This is a genomic window from Pantoea sp. EKM103V, from assembly GCF_011800365.1.
Taxonomy (GTDB): domain Bacteria; phylum Pseudomonadota; class Gammaproteobacteria; order Enterobacterales; family Enterobacteriaceae; genus Pantoea; species Pantoea anthophila.
Genome location: NZ_JAALFQ010000009.1, coordinates 20588 through 44603 on the forward strand (window position 1 = coordinate 20588; position 24016 = coordinate 44603).

Below are 24016 nucleotides of genomic sequence, written 5' to 3' on the forward strand. Positions count from 1 at the left end.
GGACCCCCTCTATGAAACAGCGAATTCTGGCTCTGGCCGCCGCGCTGCTGCTCAGCGGCTGCGCCACCATTGTCGGCAATGAAACCCAACTGGTGCGCATTGACTCTCTGCCGCAGGGCGCGCGTTTTACCGTGCAGGATGAGCGCGGCTATGCGGTGGCGCAGGGTTTCACGCCCCAGACCGTTGAACTGGCCAAATCCACCGGCCGCTACTTCGGCAAAAAGCACTACCTGCTGATGCTGGAAAGTCCGGGCTACGTGCCGGTCACGGTGCCTATCGAAGCACGCGCTAACCTCTGGTATCTGCTGGGCAACATTCCGCTGGGCGGTTTCCCCGGCTGGCTGCTGGTCGACCCCTTCTACGGCGGCATGTATGACCTCAAGCCGGAACATCCGCGTCCCTTTATGAACCCGGTTGGCGCGCGCGGCTGATTACTGCGCGGTCGGCTTCACCATTCCGCCTGGCGTTTTGTGGCGTTCCAGATACTGATGCTGGAAAATGCACATGCGGATGGTGTTGCGGTACTCCCCGTTGATAAAGAACTCATGCTTCAGCACGCCTTCGATTTCGAAGCCGAGTTTGGTGTAGATGTGAATCGCCTTTTCGTTCTCCTGATCCACAATCAGGTAGAGCTTGTAGAGATTCAGTACCGAAAAGCCGTAATCCATCGCCAGCTTCGCCGCCTGTGTGGCCAGCCCTTTGCCCTGATGGGCCGGATCGATGATGATCTGAAACTCGGCGCGGCGGTGCACATGGTTAATCTCAACCAGCTCAACCAGTCCCGCTTTCTGGCCGTCATGCTCCACCACAAAGCGACGTTCGGTCTGATCGTGAATGTGCTTGTTGTAGAGATCGGACAACTCCACAAACGCCTCATAGGGCTCCTCGAACCAGTAGCGCATCACGCTGGCGTTGTTATCCAGCTGATGGACAAAATGCAGATCTTCCCGCTCCAGCGGACGCAGTTTTACCGTCATCGTCAGACTCCTTGTTAAAAACGTCGTCGCGAGTATACCGCAACGGCAGAGCCTGAGCAGGCGGGAAGCGCGAGCCGTAATGAACAGGAGGAGACGATAAGGCGGGCAGAGGCGGAGCAGAAGGGGCCGGACAGCGGAGCGGCGCCGTCCGGCCGGCGATCAGGCGGTGATCTCTTCGATGATGCGACCCTGCGCCATGCGCACGGCGCGATCGCACATGTGATCGATCACATCGGGATCGTGGCTGACCAGCACCATGGTCAGACCATCCAGCCGTTTCAGATCGTTAAGCAGGTTGAGGATCTCCGCCTGCACGGACATATCCAGCGCCGACGTCGGCTCATCCAGCAGCAGGATCTTCGGCTGCAGCAGCAGGGCGCGCACGATGGCGACGCGCTGACGCTGACCACCCGAAAGCTGATGCGGATAGCGATCGGCCAGCGCCGGGTCCAGCCCGACGTGACGGAAACCCTGATCGATACGGTCGTTGATGTTATCGCGTTTCAACAGCTTCAGCGGCTCCGCCAGCGTGCGGCGCAGACGGTGCCGCGGATGCAGTGAGGCATAGGGGTCCTGAAACACCATCTGCACTTCCTGTCGCAGCGCGCCGGTGAAGGCTTTGCCGGGCTGGACCTGATGACCGGCCAGCTGCATCTGACCCTGCCAGTGCGGGTTCAGCCCCGCCAGCACCCACAGCAGCGACGACTTGCCGCAGCCGGACGGGCCGACCAGGCCAAAGCACTCACCCGCTCTGACCGTGAGGTTAACCTCATGCACCACGGTGCGCAGCTCGTAGCCCTGCTTATGGGCGACGCTTAAATTCGCAAGCTCAATCATGATTCGCCTCCAGTGCAGCGCGGTCCAGCACCGGTAACGCCTGGCCGTGGGTCGCCTTGCCCGGCCGGCAGGCCCACAGCGTGCGGGTGTAGGGGTGGGTCGCGCGGGGCAGGTCAGCGGCAGGCAGCGTATCGAGTAGCCGGCCCTTGTACATCACCATCACCCGTTCGCAATGTTCCGACACCTGCTGCAGGTCGTGGCTGATCAGCAGCAGACCCATGTTGCGTGCCTCCACCAGACCGCGGATCAGCGCCAGCACCTGATCGCGCATCGCATGATCCAGCGCGGAGGTGGGTTCATCGGCAATCAGGAAGTCGGGATCGGTGATCAAGGCGATGGCCAGCATCACGCGCTGGCCCATGCCGCCCGAGAGCTGATGCGGATAGTGCTGCATCAGGCGACGCGGGTCGGGCAGGCCGACCGCATCCAGCATCTCACACACCTTCTCTTTGCGCTCGGCACGGCTCAGGCGGCGATGCAGGATCAGCGGCTCCTCCACCTGCCAGCCGATGGTGCGCGTCGGGTTCAGGGCATATTTCGGGTCCTGCATCACCATCGCCACGCGGTTACCGCGCAGCTGGCTCCAGTGGCGCTCACTCAGCGTCAGCGCATTTTCGCCCGCGACCTGCAGCTGGCTGGCCTGCAGATGCAGCGCCGGAGAGAGTAAGCCCATCAGGCTGCGGGCAGTCAGGGACTTACCGGAACCGGACTCACCGACCAGCGCCACGCGTTCGCGGCCCACGGAAAAGGTGATGTTGTCGACCAGCAGCGCATCATCGCTGCGAATGGTCAGCCCCTCAGCAGAGAGCAGATTATTTTGCATGACGGGTATCCAGTCGGTCGCGCAGGCCATCGCCTGTCAGGTTAAAGGCCAGGCTGGCAAACAGAATCGCCGCGCCCGGTGCGGCAGCTACCCACCACTGATCGAAGATCACTTTACTGCCTTCGGCCACCATCGACCCCCATTCTGCCGTCGGCGGCTGAACGCCCATGCCAAGGAAACCGAGTCCGGCAGCGGCCAGAATAATTCCGCCGAGGCTCAGCGCGGCGCGCACCACGGCGGTCGGCAGGCAGAGCGGCAGAATGTGACCGAACATCAGGCGAAAGCCGGTAATACCCTGCATCCGCGCGGCGGCCAGGTAGTCGCTGCGGCGCAGCGCCAGGGTTTCCGCGCGCGCCTGGCGGGCAAACGGCGGCCAGCTGGTTAGCGCCAGCGCCAGCGCGCCGTTCATCAGGCCGGGGCCGAGAATCGCCACCAGTGCCAGCGCGATGACCAGGTTCGGCAGCGACAGGAAGATATCGGTAATGCGCATCAGCACGCGCTCCGTCCAGCCGCCCACATACCCGGCGGTGATGCCGATCAGCAGCCCGGCCGGAATGGTCAGCACCAGAATCAGCGACACCAGCAACAGGGTAGGGCGCGCGCCATAAATCACGCGCGACAGCAGATCGCGGCCAAAGCCGTCGGTGCCGAACCAGTGCTGCGCCGAAGGCGGCAGCAGGCGGCTCGACATGGTCTGCAGATTGGGATCGAACGGCGCAATCAGCGGGGCTAACAGCGCCATCAGAATCAGGATCGCCACCAGCGTCAGCCCAACGGTTAACGAGGTAACGCGTTGACGGCGACGGCGTGGTCGCAGCGTTTCGAGTTCAGAGAGTTGTTGCGTCATCGGGTTCTCGGATCGGTTAACCAGGTTAAAACATCCGCCAGGGTGTTAATCAGAATAAAGCAGCCGCCGATTAACAGGGTTGAGCCCAGAATCGCCGGCACGTCGCCGGAGAAGAGTGCGTTGGTCATATAGCGGCCCACACCCGGCCAGGCGAAGACGGTTTCGGTCAGCACCGAGCCTTCCAGCAGCGTGGCGTAGGATAGGGCGATAACCGTCACCAGCGTCCCCAGCACGTTGGGGAAGATGTGACGCAGCAGGATGCGTACCCGACCCGCGCCTTTGGCTCGCGCCAGCACCACATACTCTTTGCTGCTCTCTTCCAGCAGCGCGGCACGCAGCAGGCGGGTAATGCCCGCCATCGCCAGCAGGCCCAGAATCACCACCGGCAGCCAGAGGTGCGCAATCGCGTTGCGGAACATCTCCGGTTCACCCGACAGCCAGCTGTCGATCAGCACAAAGCCGGTTTTCGGCTCCAGGGTATAGACCCAGATGTCATCCAGCCGTCCCGGTCCGGCAGACCAGTGCAGCACCGCATAAAAGAGCAGCAGACCCAGCAGGCCGAGCCAGAACACCGGCACCGAGTAGCCGAGCAGGGAGATAAAGCGGGCGAGGTTGTCGATCCAGCTGCCCGGTTTCCAGGCCGCCAGCAGCGCCAGCGTGACGCCGAAGATAACCGCGAAGATCATCGCACAGGTGGCCAGCTCAATGGTGGCCGGGAAGGTGGACATCAGGTCGCTGCTCACCGACTGATTCGTCAGGCGGGAGACACCGAGGTCGCCCTGCGCCAGATGTTCAATGTAGCGCCAGAACTGTGTCAGCACCGGCTGGTCAAGACCGAGGTCGTGACGCACCTGCGCATAGGTCGCTTCACTGGCGTGATCGCCCGCGATCTGCTGCACCGGATCGATCGGTGAGAGATGCGACAGCATAAAGGTAAAGGCGAGCAGGCCGAGCAGCGTCACCAGCAGCGACAGCACGCTGCCGAGCAGACGCCCGCCCCGCTGCCAAAAAAGCCGGGCGAACCCGGCTGAAGGAACAGACTGAGCCATTACTTGGTGACCTGCGAGTAATACACCATGTCAGGGTTGATGCCCTGGACATAGCCTTTCAGGTTGTCGCGCAGGGCGATGAGGTTCTTCGCCTGCATCCCAATCACGTAAGGTGAGTTCTTCATCACTTCACGCTGCATCGCTTCATACAGTGCCACCCGTTTTTTCGGATCGCTTTCGGCGGTCGCCGCAATCACCTGCTTGTTCAGCTCAGGAATGTGCCAGTCTGAACGGTAAGCAATGGTTTTGCTGCCATCTTCCGGATTGTAGGCAAAGGAGGCGGCATTGGTGTTGGGATCAAAATAGTCAGAGCCCCAGGCGTTCAGCGTCGCTTCATACTTATGCGCCTTCACGTTGGTGGAGACTTCGGAGCTCAGGCCCGGCACCACTTCGACCTTCACGCCGCCTTTGGCGAAGCTGCCCTGCAGCGCCTGCGCGATATCCAGATAAGGCGGCTGGTTGCTGGTGGAGAGCTTAAAGGTCACGTTGGTCAGGCCCGCTTTCTTCAGAATCGCTTTGGCTTTTTCCGGATCGTAGCTGTAAGGCGTGTCGTTGATCGCGCCCAGGAAGCCTTTGGGCAGGAAGGACTGATGCACGTCGAACTGGCCTTTCAGCAGCTCATTGGCGATGCCTTTGTAATCCCACAGGTAGCGCGCCGCTTCCCAGAAGGCCGGGTTCTTCAGCGTGTCGTTCGCGCCGATGTTGAACTGGATGTAGTAGAGCGACGCCATCGGGATCGCTTCGGTCTTCACGCCCGCTTTGCCGTTCAGCGCGGCGATCTGGTCAGCGCCCAGGTTACGGGCGATATCCGCATCACCCTGTTCCAGCAGCAGACGACGCGCGGCCGGTTCCGGCACGTTTTTGATCAGGATGTTTTTCATTTTGGGTGCGCCCGCCGGTGAGGTCGGGTTGGCACTCAGCAGCACCACCTGATGCATGACCACTTTACGGATCTGATACGGGCCGCTGCCCGCAGAGTGGGTGGCCAGCCAGGCGTTACCGAAGTCGCCATTTTTCTGGTTCGCCATCGCGGTTTTCTCATCGACGATTGAGGAGACCGGTGCGGAGAGCAGGCTCAGAACGTAGGTCGGGCTGACGTTGGCGGTCCAGCTGATCTGCACATGGTTGTCATCGACCTTTTTCAGGAAGCCATCGACGTTCTCTTTGGTCCAGCCGAGCTGCGTCAGAATGAAAGAGGGGTCCAGGTTCAGTTTGACCACGCGGCCCAGCGAGAAGATCACATCTTCCGGACGCACAGGGTTGCCGGTAGAGAACTTCGCATCTTTGCGCAGTTCAAAGGTCAGACTGCGGTTGTCGCTGCCAGGCTGCCAGGCGGTCGCCAGCGTCGGCTTCAGATCCACCGGGTTCTGCGGGTCAGACTGGACCAGGCGCTGATAGATGTTGGTGAAGGCCTGAACGCTGGTCAGTTCAAAGCCTTTTGCCGGGTCAAAGCTGTCTGCATCGTCTGTGGACTGCGCGATGACCAGCGTATCTTTGGGTGTGGCGGCCTGGGCTGTGAAGGAGGCAGCCAGCGTCAGCGCCAGCAGTGATGGAATTATAGTTTTCATGAAATTTCCTTGCCTTAGAAAGTTACGCGAGTTTACGAAAGGGCCGATGTGAAGAATAGTCGAATATGGGCTAATCATATGCCTTAAAGTTATAAGCGATGGGTTGTGGTTATAACAGCGTAACGGCGTTGTTAGCGAAGCGGCAGGCTGAGCAGAAACAGAACCTCAACGAAGCGGTTATTTCCCGCGAAACGGCTTTACCGCAATCCCGCTCTTCTTATAATAGCGGCATCTCACTACTGGAGTATTCCGTTGGACAGTCACCCTGAATTAACGATTATTCTGGCAAGCTGAATTTTCTCTGCTGCTTGCCAACCGGCGAGCAGCGATCCCCCGTTTTAATTCCCGATCGCGCTCCTTAATAATTTCCCGTTGCCCTTGGGAGTGCGCGTTATGCTGCTGTTTATCTTAGCCCTTTTTCCTCCGCCTCGTCTGGCGTAGCTCAGGCTGCGCCCGACCGCTGATATCAGACCCGGATTACGCTGTGTTTAAACAGCGTCACGCTTCGCTGCGCGCGACATTATTTTCTGCGCCGTCAGAAACGCGTGTTCATTTCTCAGGGTCGCCTCATTAAATAACCCGGCTACGCCAGGTTTTATCCATGCACGTTATTTTGCGCGCAGGACAACCATTGCTTTAAAACAGGGAGATGTCGAAATGAGCGACATGAAACTGGAACAGGCTGCCATCCTCGCTTCCGGCAACCGCAACGATAAAAAAAGTAAAAAAACATTTGCCGTGACCCGGCAGGCAGGGCAGCACGTTGAGATGACGCTGGCGAACCTGCGCACGCATCGCCAGGGGCTGACCCAGGCTGAAGCGGCGAAACGCCTGGCCACCTATGGCCGCAATGAAGTGGCCCATGAGAAAGCGCCACCGGCGCTGGTGCAGCTGCTGATGGCGTTTAACAACCCGTTTATCTATGTTCTGCTGGTCCTGGCGCTGGTCAGCCTGTTTACCGACTACATACTGCCGCTGCGCGCCGGTCAGGAGACCGATCTCTCCGGGGTGATCATCATCTGCACGATGGTAACGCTGAGTGGCCTGCTGCGTTTCTGGCAGGAGTTCCGCACCAACCGCGCGGCGCAGGCACTGCAGTCTCTGGTGCGCAGCCAGGTCACCGTGCTGCGGCGCGAGGCGGACAGTGAAACCGCACAGCGTCAGGATGTGGATATGAGCGAACTGGTGCCGGGCGATATTATTCTGCTCAGCACCGGCGATCAGGTGCCTGCGGATGTCCGGCTGCTGAGTTCACGCAATCTGTTCATCAGCGAAGCGGTGCTGACCGGAGAGTCACTGCCGGTGGAGAAACAGAGCCTGGATGCCGGTATCGACGCCCATGACCGAACCGATCAGGAGCTGCTGGCGTCAGCCAACATCTGCCTGATGGGTACCAGCGTGGCCAGCGGCACCGCCAGTGCCGTGGTGGTGGCGACCGGTGGTGACACCTGGTTTGGCTCACTGGCCTCCTCGCTGACCGGCAGCCGTCCGCAGACCGCTTTTGATCGCGGCGTTAACAGCGTCAGTAAACTGCTGATCCGCTTTATGCTGGTGATGGTGCCGGTGGTGCTGCTGATCAACGGCTTTACCAAAGGCGACTGGATGGATGCGACGCTGTTTGCGCTGGCGGTGGCGGTCGGGCTGACCCCGGAAATGCTGCCGATGATTGTCAGCGCCAACCTGGCAAAAGGCGCCATTGCGATGTCACGCCGCAAAGTGATCGTTAAAAAGCTCAATGCCATTCAGAACCTCGGTGCGATGGATGTGCTCTGCACCGACAAAACCGGCACGCTGACTCAGGACACCATTCTGCTGGCGCATCATCTGGACACCCGGGGCGCGGAGGATGCGGAGGTGCTGCTGCTGGCCTGGCTCAACAGCGGCAGCCAGAGTGGCGCAAAAAACCTGATGGATCGCGCCGTGCTCTGCGCCGGAGACAAGGTTATTTCACAGACCCGGCGCAGCCAGTATCAGCTGATCGATGAGGTGCCATTCGATTTTACCCGCCGCCGCGTTTCGGTGCTGGTGGAAGATCTGGCGCAGCATTGCTCACAGCTGATCTGCAAAGGGGCGGTGGAAGAGATGCTGGCGGTGAGCATCGCCGTCCGGCAGGGCGATGAAGTCGTCGCGCTGGATGTGGCACAGCGCGAGGCGCTGCTGGCGCAGACCGAACGCTACCATCAGCAGGGCTATCGGGTGCTGCTGGTGGCGACCCGTGATGATGAACTGCACGCGCCGCTCAGCGAAAGTGATGAGCGCGATCTGGTTATCCAGGGAATGCTGACCTTCCGCGATCCACCGAAAGCCAGCGCCGGTAAGGCGATTAAAGCCCTGCGCGACAGCGGCGTGGCGGTGAAAGTGCTGACCGGGGATAACCCCCTGGTGACGCAGCGGGTCTGTGCCGATGTCGGGCTGACCGATCCGGCGATGCTGACCGGCGAACAGATTGAGGCGATGGACGACACGCAGCTGGCACTGGAGGCGGAACGCTGCACCCTGTTTGCCAAGCTGACGCCGCTGCAGAAATCACGTCTGGTGCGCCTGCTGCAGCAGAACGGTCATACCGTGGGATTTCTGGGCGATGGTATTAACGACGCGCCTGCGCTGCGGACGGCCGACACCGGGATTTCCGTAGACAGCGCGGCGGATGTGGCGAAAGCCTCGTCAGACATCATCCTGCTGGAGAAAGATCTGCAGGTGCTGAACGAGGGGGTATTAAAGGGACGTGAGACCTTTGGCAACATCATTAAGTATCTCAACATGACCGCCAGCTCGAACTTCGGCAACGTTTTCTCGCTGCTGGTCGCCAGTGCCTTTATTCCGTTTCTGCCGATGCTGTCGATTCATCTGCTGATTCAGAATCTGATGTATGACGTCTCCCAGCTGGCGCTGCCGTGGGACAAGGTTGACCGTGAGTTCCTGAACAAGCCGCGCAAATGGGATGCCGGCAATATCAAACGCTTTATGCTGTGGATGGGGCCAACCTCGTCGATTTTTGATATCACCACCTTTGCGCTGATGTGGTTTGTCTTCAGCGCGAACCATGCGGGCGTGCAGTCACTGTTCCAGTCCGGCTGGTTTATTGAGGGACTACTGTCGCAGACGCTGGTGGTGCATATGCTGCGTACCCGGAAGATTCCGTTTATCCAGAGTCGCGCCACCTTGCCGGTGATGCTGACGACGCTGGCGATCATGGCGCTGGGCATCCTGATTCCGTTCTCACCGCTGGGCGCGATGGTCGGACTGGTGCCGCTGCCCTGGCAATATTTCCCCTGGCTGGTGCTGACGCTGTTCAGCTACTGCCTGGTGGCGCAGGGCATGAAACGTCTCTACATCCGTCGTTTCGGTCAGTGGTTCTGAGGAGGGGAAGATGAAAAAAAGCAGGCTGGATCGCGTTTTTGTCAGCGTCATGATTATCGGCGTCACCCTGATTGCGCTGACGGTTCTGGTGCGGTGACAGAAGAAAGAGCGTGCGGCAGCGAGATGACTCGCTGCCGTTTTTACTGGCGGGGCACCTATTCCTGGTCGCGCTCCCGGCTGGCGCGCTGACGCTCGTAATACTCATCTTCAGCGGTGATGATCTCATCCAGCAGGGAATCCATATCCACGTCACGCTCCTCTTCCACAAACTGGCCAGTGAGCGTCGTTTCCGGGGTTAACTTACCCTCTTCATAGAGCTGCCAGATCTCGCCGGCATAGCGCGTCTTTAACAGCTGCGGGGCGAACTGCCCGTAGTAGGCGGTGATGTTATTCACGTCACGCGTGAACATCGACTCCGCATGGTTGTTGGCCGCCGCATCCACCGCCTGAGGCAGGTCGATGATGACCGGTCCCTGATCATCCAGCAGGACGTTGAACTCCGACAGGTCACCATGAACGATACCGGCACAGAGCATGCGAACGATGTTGCGGATCATGGTGTTAAAATCGGTGATCGCCTCCTCTTCGGAGAGCGTTACGTCGCTGAGGCGCGGCGCGACCGAACCATTGGCGTCGGTGACCAGCTCCATCAGTAATACCCCGTCGATGCAGAGATAGGGCTGAGGCACGCGCACACCGGCGTTAGCCAGGCGAAACAGGGCGTCAACTTCGGCGGTCTGCCAGGACTCTTCCTGCTGCTTACGGCCAAACTTTGAGCCTTTCTGCATGGCGCGGGCGTTACGGCTGTTGCGGGTTTTCCGGCCTTCCTGATACTGAACCGCCTGCTTAAAGCTGCGCTGGGTCGCCTCTTTATAGACTTTGGCGCACTGCACTTTGTCACCGCAAAGCACGGTATAGACGTCTGCTTCCTTGCCGCTTTTCAGGCGCTGCAGCACATCGTCAATCAGGCCGTCATCGACCAGGGGCTGAATTCTGTTTGGGATTTTCATGCGGCTTTATACCTTATTTCACCCGCTTTTCGTATCAATTTGCGCTGATGGAAAACCTGAGCCATGCGTGAACAAAGTCTGTAATTCTACCCTGGAAAACGCTTCAGGGGGATGATCCTTGCCTGACCCGCGTTTCTGACCGGTTTTTTTCCGCAGGCCGTCAGAGGGTGGCGTGCTGAAGCAGAAGGGGATAGGTGCGGCCCCGTGGCGCAACAGAGAAACCTATGGAGCATGGCGTCAGACGCGCAGCGACGGGACAGGTTCAGGGAGAGAGGGGCAGCGGGCCGGTATCCTGGTGCGGCGGCGCACAGGCATCCGGCCCTGCGGCGGGGTTACTTCAGGGACTTGAGCACTTTGACCGTGCTTTCAATGTCGATCTCATCTTCGGAGAAGATCAGCGTCGAGCCCTGGAAGGTGGTGACCGCCAGCTTTTTCAGCGAGCGCATCTCACCCGGTTTCGCGTCCGATTTAGGCCGGATGTTATTCAGCAGCAGACCTACTGAGAGCACCGCGTTCTCTTTGTCGATACCGGTATCCGCTGGCACTTCTTCGCTGTAGACCAGGTAAGACTTGATCGAGGTGATTTTCAGCCGCTCGCCCGCGATGAAGATATATTTACTCTCCGGGGCCACCTTCACCGCATAGGCGGATAAGCCTTTGTTGTTGGTGGTTGGCTCAAACGTTACCGCCGCATCTTTCTTAATCAGATCAGGATTGGCGACCTTAATCACATGAAAATAGCGGTTATCGCCATTTTCATCTTTGATAAAGCCGAATCCTTTATCTTTAAACCAGGTTGTGATTGTTCCGTTCATCGCCATTTTTATTGCCTGCTTACTCTGCTCAGTTTTTACAGCGCGCAGTGTAAAACACAATGCCTGCGCAGACTATATCAGTCTGGACGATAATTTTCCGGCGTGCCAGGGACGGCGGCGCGTCAGGTGGCGGGGTTAAAAGCGGGGCGGAAAAGGGGAAGGCGGGGAGATCAGGCTGTCCGGCGCCGTGCTCTGCAGCGGAGCGATCGGGGAGATGCACCAGACGGGCTGCCGGAAAGCGCAGGCCCGCCTGAGGATCAATCGCCGTTACTCATTGCCCCAGCGGTTCAGGAACTCAGCGATATCATCAATACGCTGCTCGTCGATGCCCGCTTCACGCGCCATCTCCTGCTGCGACGCTTCACTGATCTCCTCGTTGTTCATTAAACGGGTGATCAGCAGCTGGAAGTAGTGCGCCAGCGGGGTGCGTTCCGCTTCGTCCACCGGCTTCGCGGACTCGGTCGCATACTCATCGGCGACATCGTAATACTTAAGAGGGATTTCGTTGGTCATAATGGGGTCCGCTGGATTAACGTCGGTTCAGAGGCTGCCAGGGGGCCTGGCGTGTGGCGCTATTATTTCGTGTCTGGACGGGGGCTGTAAAGGGGGGGGAGAGGCGGCAGATGACACTGCCGCGTAATCGGGCTGTCTGCGTCAGGCGGTGATACTCTCAATCGGCTCGACAATACACTCCGGGTGCGCCTGCAGGCGTGCCAGCGCCTCGGCGTAGGAGGGCATGGAGTCGGCCGCGCCAGCTCGCTCGACACAGAGTGAGGCAAATGCCGCAGCAAAGCGCGCCGCCTGCGGCAGGTCATCGCCCGAAGCGAGCCGGGCGGCGAGCGCGCCATTGAATGCATCTCCCGCGCCGGTGGTATCGCGCGGCTGCGCCGGGAAGAGCGGAATGCGCTGCTGCTCCGCAGGCGTTGACAGCAGGGCTCCGGCGATGCCCAGCGTGATGATCACCTGACGCGCTCCTTTACGATGCAGCACCGCGGCGGCGCGGCGGGCGCTGTCGAAATCGGTGACGGTTACGCCGCTGAGCTGGGTCGCCTCGGTGCTGTTGGGCGTCAGCAGATCGATCTTTGCCAGCAGCGCATCGCTGACTTTCTGCCAGGGGGCCGGATTGAGGATCACAAAGGTGCCGCTGGCTCGGGCGTTATCGATCATGCGCTGGATGGCGCTGAGGTTATTTTCGAGCTGCACCAGCAGGATATCTGCGGCGGCTACCGTCGGCTGACAGCGCGTCACCTCTGCGGCCGTCACGGTGGTATTGGCGCCGGGATAAACCGAAATCATATTTTCCGCATCATCGCCTGCAACATAGATCAGGGCGTTACCGGTGGGCTTCTCCTTACAGGTAAAGAGCGTAATGGCATCAAAGCCGGTTTTCTCCAGATGACGACGCGCAAAGAGGCCAAAATCGTCGTTACCCACTTTCCCGATGTAGTGTACCCGCGCACCTGCGCGCAGCGCCGCCGTGGCCTGATTTGCCCCTTTTCCGCCCGCACCCATCATGCTGTGGTGCGCCGTCAGCGACTCACCCGGTAGCGGAAAACGGCTCATCACGGCGACCACATCGAGATTAAAAGAGCCGAACACACACACTTTTCCTTTCATCCTGCGCTCCTGAACAGGCGTTCGGCGGCGAGACAGGCACCGCGACAGCCCGTGTAGTCGGTTGAGTGGCTGAAAACAATCTTCAGGTTTTCGCGTGTGACCGGTGGCCGCAGATGCTGCTGGATCTGGCTGCGCAGCAGGGCCAGCGGAAAATCAGCCATCGCCAGCACGCCGCCGCCAAGGATCAGATATTCCGGGTCGAGTATATTCATCTCGGTGGCGATCAGCTGCGCCAGACGTCGCACAAACGCCTGAAGTTCCGGCTGCTCCCCGTGGCAGGTAAACAGCGCGGCGATAGGCGTGTCGGCGGCGTTCAGAGCGGCCCAGTGACTCAGCCAGTGGCCCGACGTCAGGGTCTCCGCACAGCCGCGATTACCGCACGGGCAGGGGAGGTCGTTCCCGGCGACGGGCACGTGGCCCAGTTCGCCTGCACCACCATGCTCGCCGTGATAAAAGTGGCCATTCAGCCACAGGCTGTTGCCCATCCCGGTGCCGGGATAGAGGCCCACGGCGTTATCCGGCAGCTGCTCCAGCTGCAGCAGATCCCACAGCATCAGATGGTTCACATCTTTGTCCATCGCGACCGGCACGCCGAGTTGCGCCGCCAGATGCGCCGCCACCGGCTGATGATCCAGCGCCTGAATAAAGGGCAGCGAGATCACCTGTTTCCTGTCGCGGCTGAGGATGCCGGGCAGCCCCAGCATGATGCCGCTGACCGGCTGCTGCTCCAGCGTTTCATCAATGAGCTGTGCCAGGGCCTGCAGCGCATCGGGCTGCTGCGCCCAGCTGGTGGTGGGCACCTTGCGAAAGCTGCTCCAGACGCCCCCCTCTTCCATCAGCTGCAGCCGGGTACCGGTGCCGCCGATATCGATACCGAGCCAGCGTGATCTCATGCGGACACCTTCGTCAGCCCCTGGGCCTCATCAATGCTGTCGCGCATCATCTCCCACGCGGTGGCTAAATCGTCATGGATATTGAACAGGCCGGAGGTGCCGACAATCAGCACTTCCGCACCTGCGCCGATCAGCTGGTGATAGGTGCGGGTGTTGCAGGAGCCGTCGATCTCGATCAGATAGTGGAAGCCGTGCTGCTCCTTCAGCGCTTTCAGCTCACGCACCTTTTCCACCATTTCCGGAATAAAGGGCTGGCCGGCGTAGCCGGGGTCGACCGTCATCACGGTGATCTTATCAAGCAGATGGATATAGTGCTGAAGGTATGACACCGGCGTCGCCGGATTCAGCACCACGCCCACCTTTTTGTCGAAGCTGCGGATGAGGTTAATGACGCGAAACGCATCGCGATTGATGGTCTCCGCATGCGGACAGATATAGTCAGCACCCGCTCTGGCGACCGCCTCGATAAAATCGGTTGGCTCTTCCACCATCAGATGCACGTCGATCGCCACGCGGGTAAAAGGACGGATCTGCTCAATAAAGAAGGGAGAGAGCGTGATGTTCTTAACGTAGTGACCATCCATGATATCCACATGAAGAAAGTCAGCGCGCGAGTCGAGGATCTGCAGCTGGTGCTTGATCTCCATCAGGTTCATACACATCAGTGACGGGGAGATTTGAGTACGCATCATACTTCCTTCTTTTCAGCCAGAGGATTAAGCACCGCGGCCAGCCTGCTGAGCTTTACGGCACGGTGTTCGTTGAATCGGGTTTTGAATTGTTTGAAGGCGAGAACCACAATCAGCACCGCGCCCCACATGGCCAGGCTGACGTGCTGGCTGATGTTCATCAGATTGAAACCGGTGGAGAGCACCTGCAGCGCAATCAGCGCCAGCACCACGCCGGTCACACGGCCGAAGCCCCCGTTGGGCTCGGTGCCGCCGAGAATAATGGCCAGCACCGTCAGCAGCAGATAGGCGTCGCCGTAGCCCATACGGGCGGAGTTGAAGCGCGCCATCATGATCAGCCCCGCCAGCACGCAGAGCAGGCTGGAGATCACATAGACCAGCATCACCATGCGATGGGTGTTGATCCCGCTGAACCAGGTGGCGTTGATGTTGCTGCCGCCCATATAGATGCATTTACCGGCACGGGTTTTACCGAGGAACAGCGCCAGCAGCGCGGCGGCGACCAGGAACACCCAGAGCGGCAGCGGCATGCCAAGCAGCGTGTCAGCCCCCAGCGCCTGCACCACCGGCGGCATGCCGCTGACGGCCGCGCCGTGGGTCAGCCAGATCCCGATGCCGTTCAGCGTCATCATCGTTGCCAGCGTCACCAGAATCGGATGTGCGCCGATCCGCGTCACCATCAGCCCCGTCACTACGCCGATCGCGGCCGCGATCAGCATAGCGCCAAGGATGGCGATAAAGAGCCATAGCAGCTGCAGCGCCATCCCGGCACCGGCGGGCAAGGCGCTCATCAGCGTCCAGGCGATAAACAGCGCCGTGAGGTTAGCGGTCGCGATAATGGCGAGGTTCAGGCCGCCGCTGAGGATGGCGATAAACATCGCCAGCGTCAGTAAGCCGAGTTCCGGCAGCTGAAACGCCATACTCATAAAGGTGGAGTCGGTCAGGAAGCGCCCCGGCAGCATCACCGTAAAGGTGGCCAGCGCCAGCGCAATCAGCAGCATCAGGCCGATGTTGGTCCCGTCGGGTCGCAATGCAGTCAGTGATTTCATCATCAGTGCCCTCGGTCACACGAAACTGACGTCAGTTTCTTTGCGTTTTTTGTAGTGGGTCACGGCGATCGCAATCATGATGACGCCGCCTACCACGATATTCATGAAGTAGTTCGAGACGCCGACCAGGTTGAGGCCGTTCTTGAGAATGGCGATCAGGAAGACCCCCATCAGCGTGCCGCTCACCGTGCCTTTGCCTCCCATCAGGCTGGCACCGCCCAGCACGGTGGCGGCCAGCACGTCCAGTTCGCCGCCAACCAGCGCGTTGGGCACCACCTCGCCCATGCGATAGACCTGCACCAGCCCGCCGATGGCCGCCATCGCCCCCAGCCAGCCGTAAGCGAACACGTGAATCAGGCCGACGCGGATACCGATACGGCGGGCCGACTCCGCATCGCCGCCAACGGCGTAGAGCTGGCGTCCCAGGTTGGTTTTGTTCAGCAGTAGCGCGGTGATCGCGGCGATCAGCAGCATGGTGACCAGCGGCAGGCCGACCTGAAAGCTCTCACCCTGCCAGCTGAACGGCAGCACGTTGCGCAGCGTGATCCACCACTCCGGCAGCGAGTAGAGGCTGCGGCCGCCGGTCACCCACATCAGCAGCCCGAACAGCAGCGACTGCATGCTGATGGTGATGATGATGGAGACCACCCGCAGTGTGGTGATCAGCAGGGCATTGACCACCCCGAACAGCGTGCCGCACATCACCGCCAGCAGAATGCTGAGCAGCGCATTGTCGAACTGGAACTGTACAAACAGCGACGCCAGCAGGTACTGCACCACCGAGGCGACGGCCGCAAACGAGATATCGATCCCGCCGGTGACCAGCACCACAAACAGGCCCAGCGCAAAGATGCCGGTAACGGCGTAGCTCTCCGCCAGATCCAGCAGATTCTGCATGGTGAGAAACTGGTCGCTGGCGAGCGAGAAAAACAGAATGAACGCCAGCAGCACCCAGGCGAGCCAGCCCTGACTGGAGTGCGGACGGAAACGGGAAAAGTCAGGCATTGATCACCTCCGCCAGCTGCTGCTGTTCGACGCTATCGGGTTGGTATTCGGCATGGATCGTGCCATCGCGGAAGTGCAGGATCCGGTCGCAGTTGTACCAGACCTCCGGCACCTCATCGGAGATCAGGATGATCGACAGGCCCTCTTTCGCCAGCTCATGGATCAGCTGATAGATACTGGCCTTGGCACCCACATCGACGCCGACGGTGGGGGAGTCGAGGATCAGAATGCGCGGCTGGGTCAGCACCCATTTCGCCAGCACAATTTTCTGCTGGTTACCGCCGGAGAGGGTGGAGATGGCGAGATTTGGATCGGCGACGCGCACGCCAAGCTGCTGGATCCACTGCAGAATCAGCTTGTTCTTACGGTACTCATCGATCAGGTGAAAGCGGTTCTGCAGCTTGTCGAGGATCGGCAGCACCATGTTGTCTGCCACCGACTGCTGCTGCACCAGGCCCAGCGTCAGCCGATCTTCCGAGACGTAGCCGATGCCCGCTTTGATCGCATCTTCATGGCCGCGAAAGCGCACCGGCTTGCTGTCGAGCCAGATCCTGCCGCTGTCGGGACGGGTCATGCCGAACAGCGACAGCGCCAGCTCCGTACGGCCGGAACCGAGCAGCCCGCACAGTCCGAGCACCTCACCTTCATAGAGTTTAAAATTGACGTCGTGATACTGACCGGCGCGGGTTAACGACTCGATCTCCAGAATGGCGCGATCGCTGTTGCGCGTCGGGGCTTTCAGCTGATAGTCGAGTTTCAGGCCGGTCATCAGCTCTGTCAGATGGTGCGGCGTCATCTCCCGCGCAGGCCAGCAGCCCATTTTGCGTCCGTCGCGGATCACCGTTACGCGGTCGGAGATCTCCAGTACCTCATCCAGCCTGTGGCTGACAAACACCACGCAGATGTTCTTATCTTTCAGGTAGCGCACGGTACGCAGCAGCTGATTGACCTCAGTGCGGGTCAGCGAGGCGGTCGGCTCATCCATGATCACCAGCCGCGCATCGGCGACCAGCGCACGGCAGATCGCCACCTGCTGACGCTGCGCGATAGAGAGCGCCGCGACTTTCTCATCCAGATCGAGATCGAACTTCAGTTCGGTAATGATAGTGCGCGCGCTCTCCCGCAGACGTGCGCGGTGGTGCCAGCGCAGCAGACCGTTGAGGTTATGCTCGAAGGCGATGTTCTCTGCCACGCTGAGGTTGGGGAACAGCGAGAGATCCTGATAAATCACCTGGATACCGAAGTCGCGCGCCTGCCGGGTAGTGAGGCGCGGCAGCGCCGGACCGTCGCCCAGCGTGATGCGGCTGCCGCTGTCCGGGGCGTGCACCCCGGAGATAACTTTGATCAGAGTGCTCTTGCCACAGCCGTTGGTGCCCGCAAGGCAGTGCACTTCGCCTGCCCGCAGAGTCAGGGAGATATCGCTGAGTGCGCGGTTACCACCAAATGTTTTCGACAGATTCCCGAGCGCAATCAGTGTCTGTGGAATGACCTCTTGCATATCAGAGCCCCATTTTTACCAGTTTTGGCAGGTTGGCTTTATCCAGACTTTCGGTGCTGTTACCCAGAATGGTGTGGGTGGCTTCATCCACTTTGACTTTGCCCAGCCCTTCAATCGTCATGCCGTCGGTGATCGGCTCCTTCTTCTGCATCATGTCGGCGATGCGGACAAAGACTTCGCCCGCGGTCTCCGGATTCCAGATGTAGCCCCCTTTGATGGCGTTACGCTGTACCAGCGAGGCACCCTGGCCCGGACTGAAAGAGCCAATGACGCAGACCTGGTCAATTTTTTTACGGTTCATCACCGCACGCCCGGCGCCGATAGGTCCCTGTGAACCAAACGCCAGGATCCCTTTCAGATCGGGATATTTGGACATGAGCTCATTGGTGGTACGGATGGAGTCATCCAGCGATTCGCCGACGCCAAACTTGTCGGTGACCAGCTGCATTCTTGGATAGTGTTCTTTCTGATAATTGAGCGCGGCGTCGGTCCACTGCTGATGCAGAGGCACCGTCAGGCTGCCGACGTACATGGCATATTTGCCTTCGTCATGCATGCAGCTCGCCAGCGCTTTCATATGGTTGATGCCGTGAGTGGTCGCATCGACCAGTTCGAAGTCCCAGTTGGCACCCTGCTGGCCGGGTGACTCATGGGTAATCACTTCAATACCGGCGTCACGGGCCCGTTTCAGCACCGGCTCCAGCACTTTCGGGTCGTTGGGCACCACGCCGATGATATCGACTTTCTGCGCAATCAAATCTTCAATGGCGCGCACCTGAAGCGCCGGGTCCGCGGCGGTCGGCCCCACCATCCACGCATCGATACCGCGTTTAGCTGCTTCACTTTTAATGCCCGTCTCCATGGCATTGAACCAGGGAATACCGCCTATTTTGACCACAATACCCATACGTAATTTATCTGCGGCCTGCGCACCAGAGGCGGCAAACAGGGCAAGCAGAGAGCAGGCGATAAGATGTTTTTTCATACAGACTCCGGATTAATTTTTAATTAGCTGCATGGATTGATAACGCTGAGAACAGACGATGACGTTGACACCATTCCATGCCAGTTCCTGTTCAAGCTCTTTATCTTTTAACTGGTCGGTAATAAGAAAATCGACATCACGGTAGTGACAGATACGGGCAAAAGAGGGGCGCAGAAATTTACTGCCATCCATTAAAAGATGTTTTCTTTCTGCGGCCAGCAGCATCTGTTGTTTCAGGTGCGCATTATTCTCATTGCCTTCACGTAAATATCCGTCGTTGCCCAGACTGCTACAGGAAAAAAAGATTTTATTAATCTGAAATTCACGCAGTGGCTGCTCGGCCACCACGCCGTGAAAATCTTCATCGCGGTCGGAATATTCCCCACCCAGGCAGATTGTGCGGATACTGCCGCGCGCCGCCAGCGTCTGCACGATACGCAGCGAATTGGTTAATACCGTTAACTCAATGTCTGGCAGCTGCCGCGCCAGATACCAGCAGGTGGTGCTGCTATCCAGCAGGATGCAGTCGCCGGGGCTGATAAAGTCGAGCGCACGCTTGGCAATGAGCATTTTTTCATCAGCGTGCTCATTAATTCGCTGCCGGAATGATAATTCGTTCTCTTTAGCGATTCTGTTATTTCCCGGCGTGCCGGTGCTTTGCTTTTTTATCAGTACTGCGCCGCCGTGGCTGCGCTGTAATAAACCGCGCTTTTCCAGCTGGCTTAAATCCCGGCGAATGGTTTCCTGTGAAACCTGACACAGCGTGACCAGTTCTGAGACAATTACCCGGCCATTAATATTAATCTCATTAATAATTCTTTGCTGTCTTTCAATCGGCAACATACTTTTCCTCCGATGGAGATAAATTACTGGAAGCGAACATGGGAAAATGTGGACTGGGCAGGAGTCCACGCGGGCAAATAGTGACGCCCTTTATTAAGTGATGAAGTCGAAATAAAACATGCAAAGCCATGCAATTAATTGCAGGTAAAAGTGATTCTCCTCACATATTTTCGCGGTGAGGGCCGGTGAAAATAAAATACCAGCTGAACAGACTATACCGCTGTTACGGGAAAGGCATGACTGTTTGTGACCGTTTATGTGGGTTTGACCGTTTAAGCTTACGCTTTAACGTTTTCATGAAGGGAACTGGTCCATCTGACAGCGGGCGGAGGGTGAGAGTCGTACGGCGATTCCGGGCATGGTGAGGGATGGTGCTGCTTTTCTGGCCGGGACTTCGGGTCCCGGCTGTACACTTTATATTCTGCGTCGCCAGCGCCAGACTTACCGGCGCATAAACCGTGCCCGCCACGGCTTGAGAACCCATAACGCCAGCCCGGCAGTAATAAAGTCGAAGGTAATCGCGCAGCCAAAGACCAGGTGCCAGTTATGGGTGTGCTGATACATCAGCGCCGCCAGCGGGCCGCCAAAGATCGAGCCTATACCCTGAGAGATATAGAGCCAGCCATAGTTGGCTGAGGCATTTTCACTGCCGAAGGTGTCGGTGAGTGTGGAGGGAAAAAGCGAGAAGATTTCACCCCAGCCAAAGAAGACGACGCCTGAGAGCAGAACGAACAGCAACGGATCTTCACGGCACGCCAGCCACAGCGTCATCGCCACGCCCTCCAGTGCGAAGGCAATAAACATGGTGTTTTCACGCCCATAGCGGTCGGAGATAAAACCAAACAGCGGTCGCGTTAAACCGTTGGTGAAACGATCGATGGTCAGCGCCAGAGGCAGCGCGGCCATACCGAAAATGACCGCCTTGCTGATGCCAAAATCTTCGGCAAAAATCGCCATCTGCGACGTCACCATCAGACCCGAGGTCGACATCATCGTCATCATCACAAACATCAGCCAGAACAGCGGCTGACGCAGCATTTCCCCGGATTTAAACTGGCGCTGGCTCACCACCGGTGCGGATGGTGTGCTGCCCGGCGTCATTATACTGGTGCCGGGCAGCCTTAAGTTCTGACTGGCGAGAAGACCTACCGCGGCGAAGAGCAGGCCAAAAACCGTCATTGTCTGTTCAAGACCGTAACTGTTGAGAGAGATGGAAATGGGGAAGGTGGTAAAAATCGCGCCCATGCCGTAGCCCGCCGCCACGGTTCCGGCGGCAAAACCGCGCTGCTGTGGAAACCATTTCATCACCAGCCCCACGACGCCGATATAAACAATTCCCGTGCCCAGTCCGCCGAGGCAGCCATAAACCAGATAAAGTGCGGCCAGGCTATCGACCCGGGCGGCAAAGACCCAGCTGAAGCCAGCCATCACCGTACCTATCGAGATCAGCAGACGCGGGCCAAAACGCTCCACCAGCCGACCCTGAAAGGGTGAGAAAAAGGTCTGCAGAATAATCAGCACTGAGAACGTTACCTGCAGTTCCGCCAGCCCGACGCCGAGTCTGGCCATCATCGGTTTGGTCAGCAGGGTCCAGACGTACTGCGGGCTGGAAATGGCTGCCATACAGATTAAGCCAAGCAGAAGCTGTACCCACTTGCTGTGTTTCGCTATTACCACTGGTTCGCTAATTGAGGTCATGGCTCTCTCCGGAAGTACGTTCTGTTATGCAGCCAGATTCCGCCCGTTCTGTATGCCACTCTTATGGCGTCGCAGATATCCGGACGGTTAACGGCTGATGCCAAATCTTTATGAATCATCATCCCTGTGGAACGACGTGACTGGAAAAGTTTGCAGGAAGTGTGCCAATCTAAAAACTCTTCAAAATCAGTGAGTAAATGATCTGGCAAAGTGATAAGTGTGATGCAGTGCAAAATATGAGTGCGCTGAGTTGGTGCGCAGGAATGGGATGAGCGCGGGGAAGGGAGTTGTAGCTCAGGGACTGGTTATCTGCCGCCCTCAGCCCTGGCTGGCGCAGGGGTTGCTGAGATAGCAATGTATTTTCTTAATCCCATTGGACGGCTTACACCAAGAGGATCGTTAAAGGGTAATCTCAGAGAGGGAGTTGGCAACACGTGCACAGTCCATGTCGTATTTCCAATAAAGCTAAAGCTCACAGAATTTTCATTCACATTCAAATTCGCGAAGGTGCCAGTAACATAATGACCACCGAGAGAAAGGCGTTCAATAATTCCAGATTGAAGGTCGATATAAAAAATATGAAGGCTTTCTTCGTAAACGATATCGTCAGTGGTAAAGAGTAAAAACCGTTTATCGGACACTCTGACAGCAGCTTCGAGTTCTTTTCCGAAAACAATAATGCCCGTATTTTTATCTTCCAGAAATATTTCGCATTGGGTTTCGCTGAGCCTTTGGGCTTCCTTTACGACTGAGAGCGAAATGTTGTCAATTAGCTTCATATTCATTTCTAAAACCTGCCCATTTCTCATGTTGTCACTTTCTAGCTTGAGAGAAAGACTTTGAGTATTTTAATGATTTTAAGGATGGCTGATACAGGGGTGGAGGATAGGTGCTTTCATTACTATCCCCACGCGCGAGAGAGTCTATTCGCCTTCAAGTTTTAATATTTTCCCATCTGCTGTAAGGCGATATTCGCTATCGCTTCCTGTAAATATGGTGCCTCTATTCTTGCTATAACTAATTGAAAATACTCTCTCCTTTTCAATACAGTTTACGGGTGGTTTCATATCATCAAAGCAAAGCCTGTCATATTTACCCAATTCTTTATAACCATCCCCAAATAACCAAATAGTCAGGTAAAAATGACCGTTTCTATCAGGTTTTGGAATGCCGTATTTATCATTTAACATTTCCTTGTTTTTTAACCACCAGTTGATTTTTCCTTTATCAGTTGGCGGGAAGCTATTGACCAGAACATCACTGAAACCACTACTTCTGTGATGAACGGCTATGATATCCACGGGGCGCTGAGACAACCACAGCCAGTAGCTAAGTAGCACGCAGCTAGCCAGAAAAAACAGAGCGATAATTATCTTTTCTTTTAGTCTCATTTGCGCATTCCAGTAATTTCCAGAGTTGTTTCCACATTGGTCATGAATGGTTTGAAGCCAAACTGATTGTATCGCTGTAGCACGAACCAGATACAAAAGAAATGAAACTGATTGAATTTTGTATTCAGAATGTCATCACTATCCAGACCAAAGTGATCCTGAACCTTGTAATGTACCACTGCCCGGAAACGATCATTATTAATATGCAGTGATTTTATAGTGATATGCGTTGCCCAGGTATCATGAACGGTGATACCCATGCCGTTAAAATTATCCTGGAATCTGTCGAATTTAGGCAATTTACCACCTGATATGGCTTCATACAGTTTTGCCTTTTCAATAGATGGATAGATGCTATTTTGCCAGTCAATATTATCTTCAAGCGCTTTCTGCAATAATAGACGTGTACTGTTTCCCAGCGAGTTATCATTGATTATATGTTCTTTTAGAGCCTGGTTCAGCGACATATCATGGAAGGGCGTACCATTGCCGTTCTGCATGTGCGTGATCATCTTTTTGATCAGATGACTATAGGGCCCGTAAAAAGAAAATTTTCGGGATAATGAGCGGAACTCATCAAACAATAGAGCAGCACACTGCTGGCGGGTAATCTTTTCACCCCGGCCGCGCACATTGCAGCAAAACATGGATTGTGGACGATCCATTGAGGAACGCCGGATAAGCGTCCAGGGATCAACCTGGTCAGAAATGTAATCCAGCCGGTACTGAGACTTTAGCTGTGCTTCGGTCAGATCGCCGCAGCGCATGTCTTTAGCGCCGTAATCGTCCATCCACTTTTGGGTTTTGAATATGGTGCAGGGAAAATGTAATGCAGTCATGATTTTACATTCCTTGTGTAATCATCCGTGGTGCTCTTGGCAGGAAATAATACTCTGTTAAAGGTCAGAGTGTAAACACCATATAGCCTCTGCCCTTCATTTTTACAGATGCACTTTTGAGGATATGAGCTGATTGATTCTGTATAACACGATAATTAGTAAAATCAGTAAATGATGAGCTTTTAATAAGATGAAGGCTGAAAATGTACGACATATGGGTAGA

General features: G+C 57.3%; 24 protein-coding genes. 3 read left to right on the forward strand and 21 right to left on the reverse strand.

Annotated elements, in window-relative coordinates:
• Positions 1-11 precede the first annotated feature (11 nt).
• A complete protein-coding gene (locus HFD97_RS16580) occupies positions 12-431 on the forward strand; it encodes a hypothetical protein (RefSeq protein WP_009088566.1) in 420 nt (139 codons plus the stop codon).
• Here HFD97_RS16580 and speG read toward each other — a convergent pair whose 3' ends face one another.
• From speG to HFD97_RS16610, 6 genes are all read right to left on the reverse strand, one after another.
• Positions 432-977 (reverse strand): spermidine N1-acetyltransferase, encoded by a 546-nt coding sequence (speG, locus tag HFD97_RS16585; RefSeq protein ID WP_009088567.1) that lies wholly within the window; start codon positions 975-977, stop codon positions 432-434.
• Between the two features lie 159 nt (positions 978-1136).
• On the reverse strand, positions 1137-1814 hold the full coding sequence (locus tag HFD97_RS16590) for an ABC transporter ATP-binding protein (protein WP_167431247.1): 678 nt from the start codon (positions 1812-1814) through the stop codon (positions 1137-1139).
• The gene (locus tag HFD97_RS16595; RefSeq protein ID WP_058957961.1) at positions 1807-2637 is read right to left on the reverse strand and encodes an ABC transporter ATP-binding protein; all 831 of its coding nucleotides are present in this window, start codon (positions 2635-2637) and stop codon (positions 1807-1809) included. Before HFD97_RS16595 ends, HFD97_RS16590 begins: the two co-directional genes overlap by 8 nt.
• On the reverse strand, positions 2627-3484 hold the full coding sequence (locus tag HFD97_RS16600; RefSeq protein ID WP_009088573.1) for an ABC transporter permease: 858 nt from the start codon (positions 3482-3484) through the stop codon (positions 2627-2629). The genes HFD97_RS16595 and HFD97_RS16600 overlap by 11 nt, the downstream gene beginning before the upstream one ends.
• Positions 3481-4533, reverse strand: a complete 1053-nt coding sequence (locus HFD97_RS16605) for an ABC transporter permease (protein ID WP_046102403.1) — start codon at positions 4531-4533, stop codon at positions 3481-3483. The genes HFD97_RS16600 and HFD97_RS16605 overlap by 4 nt, the downstream gene beginning before the upstream one ends.
• Positions 4533-6101: an ABC transporter substrate-binding protein gene (locus HFD97_RS16610; RefSeq protein WP_009088577.1), complete on the reverse strand. Its 1569-nt coding sequence runs from the start codon at positions 6099-6101 to the stop codon at positions 4533-4535. Before HFD97_RS16610 ends, HFD97_RS16605 begins: the two co-directional genes overlap by 1 nt.
• A gap of 657 nt (positions 6102-6758) precedes the next feature.
• Here HFD97_RS16610 and mgtA point away from each other — a divergent pair.
• Positions 6759-9461 (forward strand): magnesium-translocating P-type ATPase, encoded by a 2703-nt coding sequence (gene mgtA / locus HFD97_RS16615; RefSeq protein WP_167431248.1) that lies wholly within the window; start codon positions 6759-6761, stop codon positions 9459-9461.
• Positions 9462-9471: 10 nt separating this feature from the next.
• Positions 9472-9558 (forward strand): magnesium transporter protection protein MgtU, encoded by an 87-nt coding sequence (mgtU, locus tag HFD97_RS22505; RefSeq protein ID WP_350769224.1) that lies wholly within the window; start codon positions 9472-9474, stop codon positions 9556-9558.
• A 58-nt stretch (positions 9559-9616) separates the two neighbouring features.
• Here the strand turns inward: mgtU and HFD97_RS16620 are convergent, their stop codons facing one another.
• The 15 genes from HFD97_RS16620 to HFD97_RS16690 form a co-directional block, all read right to left on the reverse strand.
• On the reverse strand, positions 9617-10471 hold the full coding sequence (locus HFD97_RS16620) for a PA4780 family RIO1-like protein kinase (RefSeq protein WP_167431249.1): 855 nt from the start codon (positions 10469-10471) through the stop codon (positions 9617-9619).
• Between the two features lie 332 nt (positions 10472-10803).
• Positions 10804-11292, reverse strand: coding sequence for a cold-shock protein (locus HFD97_RS16625; protein WP_009088583.1), 489 nt, complete (start codon positions 11290-11292; stop codon positions 10804-10806).
• Positions 11293-11553: 261 nt separating this feature from the next.
• Positions 11554-11799: a YmjA family protein gene (locus tag HFD97_RS16630; RefSeq protein ID WP_009088586.1), complete on the reverse strand. Its 246-nt coding sequence runs from the start codon at positions 11797-11799 to the stop codon at positions 11554-11556.
• Positions 11800-11940: 141 nt separating this feature from the next.
• Positions 11941-12903 (reverse strand): ribokinase, encoded by a 963-nt coding sequence (locus HFD97_RS16635; protein WP_167431250.1) that lies wholly within the window; start codon positions 12901-12903, stop codon positions 11941-11943.
• On the reverse strand, positions 12900-13796 hold the full coding sequence (gene alsK / locus HFD97_RS16640; protein WP_167431251.1) for an allose kinase: 897 nt from the start codon (positions 13794-13796) through the stop codon (positions 12900-12902). The genes HFD97_RS16635 and alsK overlap by 4 nt, the downstream gene beginning before the upstream one ends.
• Positions 13793-14485 carry a D-allulose 6-phosphate 3-epimerase gene (gene alsE, locus HFD97_RS16645; RefSeq protein WP_058957966.1) on the reverse strand — a complete coding sequence of 231 codons (693 nt, stop codon included), beginning with the start codon at positions 14483-14485 and terminating at the stop codon, positions 13793-13795. Before alsE ends, alsK begins: the two co-directional genes overlap by 4 nt.
• On the reverse strand, positions 14485-15534 hold the full coding sequence (locus tag HFD97_RS16650; protein ID WP_167431252.1) for an ABC transporter permease: 1050 nt from the start codon (positions 15532-15534) through the stop codon (positions 14485-14487). The genes alsE and HFD97_RS16650 overlap by 1 nt, the downstream gene beginning before the upstream one ends.
• Positions 15535-15549: 15 nt before the next feature.
• Positions 15550-16539, reverse strand: coding sequence for an ABC transporter permease (locus HFD97_RS16655; protein ID WP_167431253.1), 990 nt, complete (start codon positions 16537-16539; stop codon positions 15550-15552).
• Positions 16532-18037, reverse strand: a complete 1506-nt coding sequence (locus tag HFD97_RS16660) for a sugar ABC transporter ATP-binding protein (RefSeq protein WP_167431254.1) — start codon at positions 18035-18037, stop codon at positions 16532-16534. Before HFD97_RS16660 ends, HFD97_RS16655 begins: the two co-directional genes overlap by 8 nt.
• A gap of 1 nt (position 18038) precedes the next feature.
• A complete protein-coding gene (locus tag HFD97_RS16665; protein WP_167431255.1) occupies positions 18039-19022 on the reverse strand; it encodes a substrate-binding domain-containing protein in 984 nt (327 codons plus the stop codon).
• A gap of 12 nt (positions 19023-19034) precedes the next feature.
• Entirely contained in the window at positions 19035-19865 is an 831-nt protein-coding gene (locus HFD97_RS16670; protein ID WP_167431256.1) for a DeoR/GlpR family DNA-binding transcription regulator, read from the reverse strand.
• Positions 19866-20306: 441 nt separating this feature from the next.
• Positions 20307-21563 carry an oxalate/formate MFS antiporter gene (gene oxlT / locus HFD97_RS16675; RefSeq protein WP_167431257.1) on the reverse strand — a complete coding sequence of 419 codons (1257 nt, stop codon included), beginning with the start codon at positions 21561-21563 and terminating at the stop codon, positions 20307-20309.
• A gap of 305 nt (positions 21564-21868) precedes the next feature.
• Positions 21869-22348 carry a hypothetical protein gene (locus HFD97_RS16680; protein ID WP_244319733.1) on the reverse strand — a complete coding sequence of 160 codons (480 nt, stop codon included), beginning with the start codon at positions 22346-22348 and terminating at the stop codon, positions 21869-21871.
• Positions 22349-22486: 138 nt separating this feature from the next.
• Positions 22487-22954 (reverse strand): DUF943 family protein, encoded by a 468-nt coding sequence (locus HFD97_RS16685; protein WP_167431258.1) that lies wholly within the window; start codon positions 22952-22954, stop codon positions 22487-22489.
• Positions 22951-23793: a YPO3983 family protein gene (locus HFD97_RS16690; protein ID WP_167431259.1), complete on the reverse strand. Its 843-nt coding sequence runs from the start codon at positions 23791-23793 to the stop codon at positions 22951-22953. The genes HFD97_RS16685 and HFD97_RS16690 overlap by 4 nt, the downstream gene beginning before the upstream one ends.
• Between the last annotated feature and the right edge of the window lie 223 nt (positions 23794-24016).